Raw genomic sequence first — 13,088 nt, 5'->3', positions numbered from 1 at the left:
GCGCATGCAGCGCGTGGCCGTCGATCTCGGCAGCTTCATCGTCACCCTCTGCCTCACTTTTCTGGGCCTCATGGCCATCACCTTCTTTATCGGCCGCGTCATTCCCATCGACCCCGTCCTCTCGGTGGTCGGCGACCGCGCCACGCAGGCGCAATATGACGCTGCCAAGATCGCCATGGGGCTCGACCAGCCCCTGTGGCAGCAGTTCATCTCCTATGTGGGAAATGTACTTACGGGTGATCTCGGGCGCTCGATATCGACCGGCCGGCCGGTGGCCGAGGACCTCGCCCGCTTCTTTCCGGCCACGTTCGAAATGGCGACCTTGGGCATCATCATCGGCGTCGCCCTGGGCGTACCGCTCGGCGTGACTGCGGCGGCTCGGCAAGGAAGCTGGCTCGACCAGGCCATCCGCGTCGTGGGCCTCCTCGGCTATTCCGTGCCCGCCTTCTGGCTGGGGCTCGTTGGCCTCGCCATCTTCTACGCGCGGTTACAATGGGTGGGCGGGCCGGGGCGGCTCGACATCTTCTACGATGGGCTCGTCGAACCCGTCACCGGCATGATCCTCATCGATGCGCTGATCCGCGGCGAAACCGACATCTTCTGGAACGCGGTCAGCCACATCATTCTGCCGGCATCGGTGCTGGGCTTTTTCAGCCTCGCCTACATTGCCCGCATGACCCGAAGCTTCATGCTCGACCAGCTCAGCCAGGAATTCGTGACCACGGCGCGGGTCAAGGGCGTCCCGGAGCGAATCGTCATCTGGCGCCACGCCTTCAACCCGATCCGCGTGCCGCTGATCACGGTCATCGGCCTCTCCTATGCGGGCCTGCTCGAGGGGTCGGTGATGATCGAGACGGTATTCTCCTGGCCTGGCCTCGGCAGTTATCTCACCACCGCCCTGCTCAATGCCGACATGAACGCCGTGCTCGGCGCCACCCTCGTCATCGGCGCTGTCTTCATCGTCATCAACAAGGTCTCGGACGTGCTCTACCGCGTGCTGGACCCGAGGGCGCGGTGATGGCCATGTTTTTGTACGCCTCCTATATCGCACCTCCTGCGCTTCCCTCCCCCGTGGGAGGGATTGAGGGTGGGGGTCCGTCATTGGACCACCACCCCACCCCCACCCCAGCTTTGCTAGGCCTTCGGCCAAGCGGCGCTACCCTCCCCTCAAGGGGGAGGGAGGGTAGGAACCTCAACGTTTCAGGCGTGTACAAGCAAGGAGCCACCGCATGACCGCCCGCGACTGGCTCCTCGCCGATAGTCCCACCTCCCGCTGGCAGGCCAATGCGGGCCGCGCCTATCGGGTGTTCACCGCCCTGCTCCGCAACCCGCTGTCGGTGGTGGGCGGGATCATCATTCTCACGCTGCTGCTGACCGCCGCCTTCGCGCCCTGGATCGCGCCCTATTCGCCCACCGGGCAGAATCTGGGCGCCCGTCTCCTGCCGCCCTCGGGCGAGCACTGGATGGGCACGGACGAGCTTGGCCGCGATATCTTCTCGCGCGTCATCTGGGGGTCGCAGATCACCCTCACCATCGTCCTGCTGGTGGCGCTGATCTCGGCGCCGCTGGGGCTGCTCATCGGCGCCATTTCGGGCTATTTCGGTGGCTGGGTGGACCGGGTGCTGATGGGCTTTACCGACATTTTCCTGTCGCTGCCAAAGCTGATCCTGGCCCTGGCCTTCGTCGCCGCCCTCGGCCCCGGCATCAACAATGCCATCATCGCCATCGCCATCACGTCCTGGCCGGCCTATGCGCGCATCGCCCGCGCCGAGACGCTGACCATCCGCAATGCCGAATATATCTCCGCCGTGCAACTGGCCGGCGGCGGGCCGATCCGCATCATTGTCCAGCACATCCTACCGCTCTGCACTTCGTCGATGATCGTGCGCGTCACCCTCGACATGGCCGGCGTCATCCTCACCGCCGCGGGCCTCGGCTTCATCGGTCTCGGCGCCCAGCCGCCGCTGCCCGAATGGGGCGCCATGATCTCGCGCGGCCGCACCTTCATCCTCGACCAGTGGTGGGTCGCCACTATGCCGGGCATTGCCATCATCGTCGTCTCGCTGGGCTTCTGCTTCCTCGGCGACGGGCTGCGCGACGTGCTCGACCCCAAGAACGAGGGCAAGAGCTGATGTTCATGACCAGTCACCAGCCTCTCCTAGCCCGCAATGCCGTCCTCGGGCTTGACCCGTGGACCTCCCCAAGCGTGTGCTGGATTGCGAGTGGCCCTCGGATCAAGTCCGAGGGCGGCGCAGCGGTTGTGGGGGGTATCCAGGAATGACCTCTCCCCTGCTCGAAGTCGAAAATCTCCGCGTCTCCTTCCCCACCCATTCCGGCCGGGTCGAGGTGGTGAAAGGCCTTTCCTTTACCCTCGGCCGCGAACGCCTCGGCATTGTCGGGGAATCGGGCTCGGGCAAGTCGATGACCGGGCGCTCGATCCTCAAGCTCATTCGCAAGCCGGGCGAGGTCACTGCCGATACGCTGCGCTTCGATGGTATCGACATTCTCGACCAGAGCGAAAAGCAGATGCGCGCCGTCCGCGGCGCCCGCATTTCCATGGTCATGCAGGACCCTAAATTCTCGCTCAACCCGGTGATGACCGTGGGCGAGCAGATCGCCGAGGCGCTGGTGACGCATCAGAAGCTGGGACGCCGCGAGGTGCAGCAGCGCATTCTGGACATGCTGCATGCCGTCCGCATCAACGATCCGGAGCGCGTGGCCAAGCTTTATCCGCACGAGGTTTCGGGCGGCATGGGGCAGCGCATCATGATCGCCATGATGCTTATACCGGAGCCGGAGCTATTGATCGCCGACGAACCGACCTCGGCGCTCGATGTGTCGGTGCAGGCGCAGGTGCTCGACATCATCGACGATCTCGTCACCCGCAAGGGCATGGGCCTCATTCTCATCAGCCATGATCTGGCGCTGGTCAGCCGCTATTGCGACCGCATCCTCGTCATGAATGCGGGCCGCGTGGTCGAGGAATGTGCCGCCGGCCAACTCGAGCAGGCGCAGCATCCCTATACGCGGGGCCTTCTGGCCGCCATGCCCGTCATCGACGAGACCCGTGACGAACTTCCCGTGCTCGACCGCACGCAATGGGCCGGCACATGACCGCGATCGACCTCAAAAACCTCGATATTTCCTATGGCGACACCAAGGTCGTCCACGGTGTCGACCTCGCCATTGCCGAGGGCGAAAGCTTTGCCCTCGTGGGCGAATCCGGCTCGGGCAAATCCACCATCCTCCGCGCCATTGCGGGGCTGGCACCCGACTGGACCGGCTCGATTTCAGTGCTCGGCCAGAAGCGCAGCCATCATGTCGACCGCGCCGTGTCGCGCCAGGTGCAGATGGTGTTCCAGGACCCCTATGGGTCCCTCCATCCGCGCAAGACCATCGACGCGACGCTGAGCGAACCGCTGGCCATCCACGGCATCGGCAATCGCGGCGAGCGAGTCGAGGCCGTGCTGCGCCAGGTCGGCCTCGACCAGCGCTTCCGCTTCCGTTTTCCGCACCAGCTTTCCGGCGGGCAGCGCCAGCGCGTCGCCATTGCCCGCGCCCTGATGCTCGAACCCAAGGTGCTGCTGCTCGACGAGCCGACCTCGGCCCTCGACGTCTCGGTGCAGGCGGAAATCCTCAACCTGCTCAAGCGCCTCCGGCGCGAGCAGAACCTCACCTTCCTGCTCGTGACCCACAACCTGCCGGTAGTGAGCTTCCTCTGCGACCGGCTTGCCGTCATGCGCCAGGGCCGCATCGTGGAGGTAGCCGACGTCGCCCAGCTCAAGGCCGGCAGGCTCAGCGAGCCCTATTCCCAGGAATTGCTGGCGGCCACCGCGGGCTGATCGTCTGCGGCCGCCACCTCAAATAGACCCAAGGATCACCCATGACCGATCACACCCCTGCCCTGCTCGCCTTCGACGCCGACATTGCCAAGGCCAAGACGGCCGAGGCGGCCTTCACCGCGCTGCAGGACCTTGCCCGCGCCACGGTCGGCGCCAAGCTTTTCACCATCATGTTGGTGGACATGGAGGCCGAGCTGTCGCGCCGCGCCTATACCAGCGATCCGGTCAGCTACCCGACCTCGGCCACCAAGCCGCTCAACTACGGCCCCTGGTTCGACATCGTTCATGGCAAGCGCGAATATTTCATCGCCAACACCATCGAGGACATCGCCAAGGTGCTGTTCGACCACGAACTGATCAACTCGCTGGGCTGCCAGTCGGTGGTGAACGTGCCGATCATCATCAAGGACGAGCTGGTGGGTTGCATGAACCTGCTCGACGTCGCCGGGCACTATACTCCCGAGCGCATCCAGACCATCCGCGACGTGCTCTCGGTGCCCGCAAAACTAGCCGTGCTCGCCGCCCGGAACTGATCCGGGGCACGTGACTGCAGGGATGTTGGATTTGGCTGGGGTGCTAGGATTCGAACCTAGGAATGGCGGTACCAAAAACCGCTGCCTTACCACTTGGCGACACCCCAACTTGGGGCGGTTCCTACACGGTTCGACGGCGCCGTGCAACTTGATCTCGGGGGCGATAAAAGGTTGTGGGAACCGCTTGAACACTGCCGGGAGCGCAGCTATAAAGCCGCCACATCGCGACGGGGTCGACACCGGTCTGCCCCGCATTTCCCGAAATGTCGCGTGCCCTGACGGAGTATAGCGCAGCCTGGTAGCGCACCTGCTTCGGGAGCAGGGGGTCGAGTGTTCGAATCACTCTACTCCGACCAATCAACCCCGGCGTCTCAGGACGTCGGGGTTTTTCATACCGCAGGGTTTGGCGGGTCGGTCAACGGATCCTGCGACCTATTCGGTCGTTCCGACGCGAGTTCTTGTTACCCCAAGGAGGCGGGCTCCGGTCACTCGGGAGCTCGCCCTGGCATGGCTTAGCTCTCCGCCTCGTCCAAGTTGAACCAGACCGTGGTTGCCTTGGACGCACTGTAATTCCAGATCTTATGCACCCTTGTCGAGCGGAGGCTGACAACGTCGCCACTGTGCAGCACGGTCTGGATGCCATCGATCTCGATGGTCAATTCGCCCTCGATAACCAAACCATATTCAAAGCCGGTATGGGTAATGCCGACAGGTGAATTGCCGATACCTGAGCCATATTCGTTATAAGTGATGGTCACGCCACGCTTGCGATCCTGGCGCAGGATGCGGCGCAAAATGCCGTCGGGTGTTTTGATGAGCGGCATGTTCTGGACGCGAGTGACAGCCTCCTCGGGAGGCTCCTGCAGCTCTCCCGACATCATCTCGGCCAGGGTCAAGCCGAGGTTTCTGCCGATGGCCGTCAGCGAAAGCAGCGACGGCGATGTCATCCCTCGCTCGACCAGGCTCAGCATCGAGGCGCTGATCCCCGATGCATCCGCCAGTTGCTGGATGGTTATGCGCCGCCGCTGGCGCGTCTTGCGGATCTGTTGCCCAATCAGGGCAAAGGTCTTTTCCGTTTCTTCCTGAACGGCGGCCTTGGCGCTTTCCGGGATCGACAGCGATTCCCCATCCATGGTCTTCCTCCCGTTCGTCAGGCCGTCGCCAGTTCCCCCACGCGGAGGCAAGCCGCCATATGGTTGCCGCCAACCTGTCGCGCCATCGGACTGTCCAGTCGGCAGGCGTCCATTGCCTGGGTGCATCGCGGTGCGAAAGAACACCCTTTTGGCAGTCGGCGTAGATCCGGTGGGCTTCCGGTGATGGTCTGCAAAGTCTGTCCTCGCATACCGGCATGGACAGTCGAACTCAAGAGTCCACGTGTATAGGGGTGCGTCGGCGCCAGCAAAACATCTTCGACGGTGCCGGTTTCGACGAAGCGACCGGCATACATGACCGCGACGCGGTCGGAGATTTCGGCGGCAACGCCCATGTCGTGGGTGACGAAGATCAGGGCCATATCCAGCTCCCGCTGCAGCTTGCGCAGCAGCACCAGCAGCTGGATCTGCACGGTCGCATCGAGAGCCGTGGTCGGTTCGTCGGCCAGCAGCACACTGGGATTGCAGGCCAGGGCCAAGGCGATCATAGCGCGCTGGCGCATGCCGCCGCTCATCTCATGCGGGAAATTCTTGAGACGACGCTCTGCCGAGGGGATAGCCACCAGGTCGAGCAGGTCCTTGGCCCGTGCCATGGCGGTGATCTGCGACGTTCCCTCGTGCCGCACGATGGTCTCGGCGATCTGCTCGCCCACCGTATAGACCGGGTCGAAGGCCGTCGCCGGCTCCTGAAAAATCATCGACACGTCCCGCCCACGCATGGCTGATCGCTGCTCGGCATTGAGGCCCGCTATATCGACACCCTTGACCTGGACCTTGCCACCGATCCGCGCGTAACTCGGGATCAGCCCCAGCACGGTGCGCAACATGACCGACTTGCCCGAGCCGCTCTCGCCGATGACGGTCAGCACCTCCCCGCGCCTGAGGGAGAAGCTGATGCCGTTGACGGCGCGAATGGAATTGCCCTCGCGCTGAAAGGTGACGCTGAGGTCTTCGACGTCGACTACGGGCGTGTTTGAAAAGTCAGTCATGGCGTCGCTTTCGAATGACCAGATGAGGGTTGATGCATCAGGCAGGCGGCGAGGTGATCCGGCGATGTGTCGTCCGCGGCCAGCACGGGGTGCTGTTCGGCGCAGACGCCTTCTGCAAAAGCGCAACGCGTGCGAAACCGACAGCCCGATGGCGGGTTGATCGGATTGGGTGGATCACCTGTAATCGGCGGCTCCAACGTGCGCTTGCGCGGGTCAAGGCTCGGCTTGGAGGAGAGCAAGGCCCGCGTATAGGGGTGACGCGGCGCGCCATAGACCTGCTCGACGGGGCCGCTTTCGACCACCTCGCCCAGATACATCACCATGATCCGGTCCGAGACATATTCGATGACGTTGAGATCGTGACTGATGAAGATGTAGGTGAGGTTCAGCTTCTGCTTGAGAGACTGCAGCAGGTTGAGGATCTGAGCCTCCACCGATTTGTCCAGCGCCGAAACGGATTCATCGAGGATCAGCAGGCGCGGCTCCAGCGCCAGTGCCCTGGCGATGTTGACGCGCTGGCGCTGGCCGCCCGAGAGTTCATGCGGATAGCGATTGGCAAAGAGCCGCGCATCGAGCCCCACAAGGTCGAGCAACTCGTTGACCTTGGCCGTAACCTCGCTCGCCTTCATGCCATGCATGCGGGGAGCAAAACCGATGCAGTCGGCAATGGTCATGCGCGGGTTGAGCGAAGCATGGCTGTCCTGGAAAACCATCTGCATGTGACGCCGCAACTGCCCGACACTCATGCCTGGCCCGCCGACAACGTCGCCGTCGAAGACCAGCTCACCGCTGTCGGGCTCGATGAGATGCATCAACAGGCGCGCCGTCGTGGACTTGCCACATCCCGATTCACCCACGACACCCAATACTTCGCCCTTGCCCACGGAAAAGGAAACGCCATCGACTGCATGCACCTTGCCCGTGGCCCGGCCGGCAATGCCCGAGCGGATGGTGAAATGCTTGGTCAGGCCATCGACGATCAGGAGAGGCTGCAAGGGCCCGCCACGGTCCCTGGGCAAGGCAGCGGGATTAGCCATTGTCTTTGACATCGATCGCGCTCCTGAGTCCGTCGCTGATGAGGTTGAAACAGACCGAGGTGATGAAGATCATCAGGCCGGGCAAGGCGGCCAGCCAGGGCTGGATATAGATGGATTGGCGCAGCGAGTTGAGCATCTGGCCCCATTCGGCATTCGGCGGCGGCATGCCCAGACCCAAAAAGCTCAGGCCTGCCGCCAGGATGATGGAAAGCGACGCCAGGCCCGCTGCGTAGACGAGCACGGTGCCAACGATATTGGGCAGGACTTGATGGATGATGATCTCGAAGTCGGAAACGCCGCTCGCACGAGCCGCCTCGATATAGTCCATGTTGCGAACGCGCGTGGTGACCGTTTCGGTGACGCGCACCAGCGAGGGAATGAAGACGATGGTGAGAGCAATCAGGGTCGAGGTGATCCCGGTGCCGATCACGGCGCAGACGGCGATCGCCAGCAACACCGCCGGGAAAGCGTAAAACACGTCCATGGTGCGCATGATCAGTGTGTTGACCAGGCCGCCGCGATAGCCGGCCAGAACCCCAAGCCCGCCCCCGATCAGCAGGGCCACTGCCACCGGCAAGGTGCCCGAAATCAGGGATAGGCGGGCGCCGTGGGCCAGGCGCGCCCACATGTCGCGACCGATTTCGTCGGTGCCGAGCCAATGGTCGGGCGTGCCGATCGGCTTGAGGCGGGCCAGCGCGCTGCCCGTATAGGGATCGGGCGCGATCCAGGGGGCGAACATGGCCATGAACACGATGAGGCCTAGCACAACCATGGCGCCGAGGCTGACTTTGTCGCGCTTGAGGCGACGCCACATGCGCTGGCTGGGCCGCGGGGTTCGAACGACCTCCTCGACCTGGATGGGGCTGAGTTCGTTCATCGGCGCATCCTCGGGTCAATGGCGGCCTGGGCGACGTCGACCGCTAGGTTGACGAGCACAAACATGATGGACAGCACGAGCACCGTGGCCTGGATGATCGGCATGTCATTGGTAAAAATGGCCTGGTTCAGCAGTTTGCCGGTGCCGGGCCAGTTGAAAACCGTTTCGACAAGGATAGAGCCGCCCAGCAGGTAACCGAATTGCAGGCCCATGACGGCCAGCACGGCCGGTGCCGCGTTCTTGGCCACATGCATGCGCACTTGGCGGTCACGCAGGCCCTTTGCGCCCAAGGCCTGGACGAATTCCTGGCTCAGCACTTCGAGCACTGAAGCACGCACCAGGCGACCGACGACGCCCATCGGAATGAGCGACAGGGTAAAGATCGGCATGATCATTGGCCGCCATTGTTCCCAGGTGGTGGGGAAACCCGCCGGGCCCATGCCCTGCGCCGGCAGCAGGTTGAACTGCACCGAAAAGATGGTCACCATCAGGATGGCCAGCCAGTAATGCGGCACCGAAACGCCGGCGATCGACACGAAGGTGAACAGCCGGTCGGGCCACTTGCCAGCATTGAGCGCCGAGATGGCGCCGAAGAGGATGCCGAGGCCAAAGCCGATCACGGCGGAAATCAGGGTGATCTGCAGCGTGTTGAGCATGGCTGCGAAGAGTTCACCAGCGACGGGGCGACTCGAGACCAGCGACACGCCGAGATTGCCGGTCAGCAATTGCCCGAGCCAGAGAAAGTATTGCTCGAACAGGGACCGATCGAGGCCATAGATGCGGTTTATCTCATCCTTGAGGCTTTGCGGGGCGCTTGGCGGCACCAGCATGTCGGCTATGGAGCCGGGCATGATCTGGACCAGCGCGAAGGTGACGAGGGTGACGCCCAAGAGAATGGGTATGACCTGGGTGATGCGTCGAAAGACGAATTGCAGCACGATTGCTCTCCAGTGGGGCAAGGAGAAGCGCCGCCCTGCACGGGCGGCGCGCAAGGTCAGGGTTGCATGTAGACGGTGGTGAGGTCGGTGTACCAAGCCTGAGCTGGAGTATAGCCCTGCACCGCCGGTGCAAACGCCTTGGGGTTCACGTCATGCACGATCCAGGCCCACGGCGCCTGGTCCACCAGGTTGGCGTGGATATTGGCCATAAGCGCCACGCGGTCCTCGTCCGACATATCGAAGTCGGTACGATACTGGTCCATCATCGCTGTGGTTTCGGGATGGTCGAAGTTGGGCCAATTGGTCGGATAGAACGAGAAGAAGAACCAGGTGAGGTCAGCCGTGGTGAAGCTCGAATTGACCGCCACAACATTCTGCATTTCCGGGGAATCCGGGTTGGATCGAATGGCCGCCATCTGGCCCCAGTCCACCACTGAGAATTCGAGTTCGAAGCCAGCAGCGCGGGCGCTTTGCTGGAGCAGTTCGTTCATCGGCAGCGGCACCATCTGGCCGGAACCCGACGTCGAGATGAGGATTTTGACCGGCACCATCTCGCCCGGCCCGAACCCGGCTTCGGTCAAAAGCGCCCGGGCCTTCTCCGGATCATAGGTATAGTCGTTTTCCGGCGTGCCGAAGCGCGGGTCGCCGGGTTTCCAGAAGCCCTTTGCCGGCTCGGCGGCGCCGTTGAGCAGCGTCACCAGCCCTTCGCGGTCGAGGGCGTAGTTGAAGGCCTGGCGTACCTTAACATCGTGGAACACGCTGCCTTCGGCGGTCTGCAGCCAGTACGGCCAGACATGCGGCATGGGCGAGGTGGCCACGGTGAAGCCGGCGTCACGCAGGCTGGGAATGCCATCGGGCGGCGGCACGTTGATCCAGTCGACCTGGCCGGAGCGCAGCGCGGCGAGGCGCGTGGTGGCTTCCGCCATGGGATAGACGACGACACTGTCGAGTTTGGCGGCGCGTTCCGTGTTCCAGTAACTGGGGTTCTTGGCCAGGGTCAGCGAAGTGCGGTCGACGGCTGCCAGGGTGAAGGCGCCCGTGCCCGACGGCTGGCCGGCGAAGGCTTCCCAGCTGCCCACTTCTTCCCACTTTGCCGGGCTGACAAAGAGGATCGAGGTCATGACCTCGGGGAAGTAGGTGACGGGCACGGTCGTATAGATCGCGACGGTCGAGTCATCGATCTTTTCGTAGGACTTCAGCACCGGAACACGACCCTTGGTCGAAGCCGAGGTCGAGGCTTCGAATTGAGGCGCGTCTTCCTTGTAGAAGCGGTCGAGGTTCCAGACCACAGCATCGGCATCAAATGCGCTGCCATCGTGGAAAGTGACACCGTCGCGCAGCTTGAAGACCCACTTGGTGTGGTCTTCCGCGTCGACGGCCCATTCGGTCGCGAGCCACGGGATCACCGGTGGAGGCGTATCTGTTACGCGCAAATCCCACATAACCAGCGGTTCGAAGATCGGGTAGCCTGCATAGCTCCAGGCCTCGAGACCCTGGGTCGGCACGCCGGTCGTGGTCGGTACGTCGCTGGCCGTGATGGCCACTCGCAGTGTCCCCTGCGCCTGTGCTGGCGCCGATAGCAGGAGGGCCGCCACGCCCGCCGCAACCGCATTAAAGATCAGATGCATCCCAAGCTCCTTTTTGAATGTCATTCAAAACTGATTGAATGGAAGCAACTTCCATGCCATTGAAGGGACGTTATCCAAAACCGCAGCCAGTTGGGCGGATTTTCGAAGGCTTTTCAGGGAAAGGGAGCTAAATCATGCAAGTGAATTCCAAGGACGTTTTCATTGTCATTGATGTCCAGGTTGACTTCGTAAGTGGCACCATGGCCATTCCCGATGCTCAAAAAATCATCATGCCTATTAATGAGACAGCCGAGAAATTCGAGCATGTGGTGGTGGTGACGGATTGGCACCCGGCAGACCACGTATCCTTCACCGCCAACCATCCCGGCACCAAGCACATGGACCGCGTGGCGGTCTCCTATGGGGAGCAGGGTGTGTTCAATTCCCATTGCCAACAGGGCACGCCAGGCGCTGAGCTTGACCCCGGCCTCGAGCTCACAAAGGCCGAATTGACCTTCCGTAAGGGCTATCGAAGTGGCGTCGATTCCTTTGGGGCGTTCTATGAAAATGACGGTACCGAGACGGGGCTGGGCGCCTATCTCAAGGCCCGCGGCTTCGAGCGCGTCTTCTGCGCCGGTTTGGCCCGTTATGGCTGCGTGATGCAGTCGGCGCTAGGGGCCGCCAAGGATGGGTTCGAGACTTTCATCGTCACCGAGGCAAGCGCTGGCGACCGCGATGTTGAAGCCAACAATGCCAAGCTCGCTGCTGCTGGCGTGAAATGGATCAGCACGGCCGATCTGGCTACCGCATCCGCCGCCTGATTTCTTCGGCCGCCCCAAGCTGTCTCGTAGGGCTTGGGGCTCTTCCGGGCTTGCTCATGTCTATCCGCATCTGGATCCTGCTCGTGCTGGTGGCGTTCGTCATGGCCGGCAATGGCCTGATTGTTCCCATCCTGCCGATCTACGGCGAGAGCTTCTCGTCTTCTGCCACGCTCGTGGGCATGCTGATCACCATTTTTGGTGTGGCGCGCCTCTTGGCCAACTACCCAACCGGCCTCGTTTATGGCCGGGTTGGGGCGGGCGTGCTGATGGGCTTTGGAAACGGACTTCTGTTCCTTGGCGCGGTGGGCGCTGCCTTGGCCTGGGATCTCTACTTTCTCCTATTCTGCCGGCTGGTTCAGGGATTCGGATCGGGCATTTTCCTGACGGCGATGGGCGTTGTGGTTGCGCGTCAGTCGCGAAGCGGTTCCCGTGGCCGCTTCATGGCGCTCTACCAGGCTGCCATCTTCATCGGCGCCGGTATCGGTCCGGCCGTCGGCGGCTTCATAGCCCAGGGCTTTGGTCTTTCGGCACCCTTCTGGGCTTATGCCCTCGTGTCGGCCCTGGCGATGGTCGTGTCCCTTACGGTCCAGAAGGACCCTCCTACCCAAGCGCTCCCCCCCGAGGCCGATGGCTTGCCCCCGGCGCTGGCCAATGGCGTGCTGCGGGCAAACCTGCTGGTGTCCTTCGTCTCCGGCTTTGTCCGCACGGCGGCGCTCTGGCAGTTGATTCCGCTCCTGGCGACCACGCGGTTTGCCATGGGTTTTGACAAGATCGGTATTGCCGTCACCGTGACATCCTTGGCCAATGTGGTCATCCTCCCGATCTCGGGCTGGCTGGTCGACCGTTTCGGCTGGCGTCTATTGCCGGCTTTGGCCAGCTTTGGCTATGCCGCCTCCCTGGCACTCGTCGCCTTTGGTCAGGCCGAGTGGCTGTTCTGGTTTGGCATCGCTCTGGCTGGCATTTTTGGCGGCCTTATCGGGCCGGCCACCTCGACGGCCCTGATCGAACTCACCGAGCCCAGGCTGCTGCCTGCCGCGATGGGCATCCAGCGCACTGCCGCAGATTTCGGCTTCGTGGCAGGCCCGATCGTGGTCGGACTGTTGAGCGACGTTCTCTTGCAGTCGGAAGACTTCGGTCTGCTCGTCAATGCAGCCCTGCTCGGCCTTTCCGGCTTCGTCTGGATCATCGCCGCCAATGCGGCGAAGATGAAACGATGGCAGTCCAAGGATCAAGTTTGATCTCTCTGTGAATGGTGTCGTTTCAGCGCCCCTTTCAGGACGTCCGGGTCCTGGCGCCATAGACCAAGGGGCACGGTGTTGGTCCAAGCCCTAT

The 13,088-nt window shown here is 62.8% G+C and carries 13 protein-coding genes and 2 tRNA genes; 8 read left to right on the top strand and 7 right to left on the bottom strand.

What is annotated here, in order from left to right; all coding sequences use genetic code 11:
• The first annotated feature begins 4 nt into the window (after positions 1-4).
• The 5 genes from JEQ47_RS09755 to JEQ47_RS09735 all read left to right on the top strand — a co-directional run bounded on the left by JEQ47_RS09755 (position 5) and on the right by JEQ47_RS09735 (position 4,375).
• A complete protein-coding gene (locus tag JEQ47_RS09755) occupies positions 5-1,018 on the top strand; it encodes an ABC transporter permease (protein ID WP_198876841.1) in 1,014 nt (337 codons plus the stop codon).
• A gap of 211 nt (positions 1,019-1,229) precedes the next feature.
• Positions 1,230-2,132 (top strand): ABC transporter permease, encoded by a 903-nt coding sequence (locus JEQ47_RS09750; RefSeq protein WP_198876213.1) that lies wholly within the window; start codon positions 1,230-1,232, stop codon positions 2,130-2,132.
• Between the two features lie 145 nt (positions 2,133-2,277).
• Complete coding sequence (locus JEQ47_RS09745; RefSeq protein ID WP_198876212.1) at positions 2,278-3,114, top strand: ABC transporter ATP-binding protein; 837 nt, start codon at positions 2,278-2,280, stop codon at positions 3,112-3,114.
• Positions 3,111-3,842 (top strand): ABC transporter ATP-binding protein, encoded by a 732-nt coding sequence (locus JEQ47_RS09740; protein ID WP_198876211.1) that lies wholly within the window; start codon positions 3,111-3,113, stop codon positions 3,840-3,842. The genes JEQ47_RS09745 and JEQ47_RS09740 overlap by 4 nt, the downstream gene beginning before the upstream one ends.
• A 41-nt stretch (positions 3,843-3,883) precedes the next feature.
• The gene (locus JEQ47_RS09735; RefSeq protein WP_198876210.1) at positions 3,884-4,375 is read left to right on the top strand and encodes a GAF domain-containing protein; all 492 of its coding nucleotides are present in this window, start codon (positions 3,884-3,886) and stop codon (positions 4,373-4,375) included.
• 32 nt (positions 4,376-4,407) lie between these two features.
• On the opposite strand, the gene JEQ47_RS09730 is transcribed toward JEQ47_RS09735, so the two are convergent.
• Positions 4,408-4,482 (bottom strand) — tRNA-Gln (locus JEQ47_RS09730).
• A gap of 172 nt (positions 4,483-4,654) precedes the next feature.
• On the opposite strand from JEQ47_RS09730, the gene JEQ47_RS09725 reads away from it, so the two are divergent.
• A tRNA-Pro gene (locus JEQ47_RS09725) sits at positions 4,655-4,731 on the top strand.
• A gap of 156 nt (positions 4,732-4,887) precedes the next feature.
• Here JEQ47_RS09725 and JEQ47_RS09720 read toward each other — a convergent pair.
• Genes JEQ47_RS09720 through JEQ47_RS09695 form a run of 6 tightly spaced genes read right to left on the bottom strand, consistent with a single transcriptional unit; the run spans position 4,888 to position 10,995 of the window.
• Positions 4,888-5,508 (bottom strand): helix-turn-helix domain-containing protein, encoded by a 621-nt coding sequence (locus tag JEQ47_RS09720; RefSeq protein ID WP_198876209.1) that lies wholly within the window; start codon positions 5,506-5,508, stop codon positions 4,888-4,890.
• A 17-nt stretch (positions 5,509-5,525) separates the two neighbouring features.
• The gene (locus JEQ47_RS09715; protein ID WP_198876208.1) at positions 5,526-6,515 is read right to left on the bottom strand and encodes an ABC transporter ATP-binding protein; all 990 of its coding nucleotides are present in this window, start codon (positions 6,513-6,515) and stop codon (positions 5,526-5,528) included.
• The gene (locus JEQ47_RS09710) at positions 6,512-7,564 is read right to left on the bottom strand and encodes an ABC transporter ATP-binding protein (protein ID WP_198876207.1); all 1,053 of its coding nucleotides are present in this window, start codon (positions 7,562-7,564) and stop codon (positions 6,512-6,514) included. Before JEQ47_RS09710 ends, JEQ47_RS09715 begins: the two co-directional genes overlap by 4 nt.
• Positions 7,545-8,429 (bottom strand): ABC transporter permease, encoded by an 885-nt coding sequence (locus JEQ47_RS09705; protein WP_198876206.1) that lies wholly within the window; start codon positions 8,427-8,429, stop codon positions 7,545-7,547. The genes JEQ47_RS09710 and JEQ47_RS09705 overlap by 20 nt, the downstream gene beginning before the upstream one ends.
• The gene (locus JEQ47_RS09700; protein ID WP_198876205.1) at positions 8,426-9,367 is read right to left on the bottom strand and encodes an ABC transporter permease; all 942 of its coding nucleotides are present in this window, start codon (positions 9,365-9,367) and stop codon (positions 8,426-8,428) included. Before JEQ47_RS09700 ends, JEQ47_RS09705 begins: the two co-directional genes overlap by 4 nt.
• A gap of 56 nt (positions 9,368-9,423) precedes the next feature.
• Complete coding sequence (locus JEQ47_RS09695) at positions 9,424-10,995, bottom strand: ABC transporter substrate-binding protein (RefSeq protein WP_198876204.1); 1,572 nt, start codon at positions 10,993-10,995, stop codon at positions 9,424-9,426.
• 134 nt (positions 10,996-11,129) lie between these two features.
• Between JEQ47_RS09695 and JEQ47_RS09690 the strand changes: the two genes are divergently transcribed.
• Both JEQ47_RS09690 and JEQ47_RS09685 read left to right on the top strand, forming a co-directional pair.
• Positions 11,130-11,756, top strand: coding sequence for an isochorismatase family protein (locus JEQ47_RS09690; RefSeq protein WP_198876203.1), 627 nt, complete (start codon positions 11,130-11,132; stop codon positions 11,754-11,756).
• Between the two features lie 56 nt (positions 11,757-11,812).
• A complete protein-coding gene (locus tag JEQ47_RS09685) occupies positions 11,813-12,994 on the top strand; it encodes an MFS transporter (RefSeq protein WP_198876202.1) in 1,182 nt (393 codons plus the stop codon).
• Positions 12,995-13,088: the final 94 nt, after the last annotated feature.

This window comes from Devosia sediminis, assembly GCF_016411825.1.
GTDB classification, from domain to species: Bacteria; Pseudomonadota; Alphaproteobacteria; order Rhizobiales; family Devosiaceae; genus Devosia; species Devosia sediminis.
Note: the sequence above shows the minus strand (reverse complement) of the source record. Positions and strands in the feature narration are given on the sequence as shown.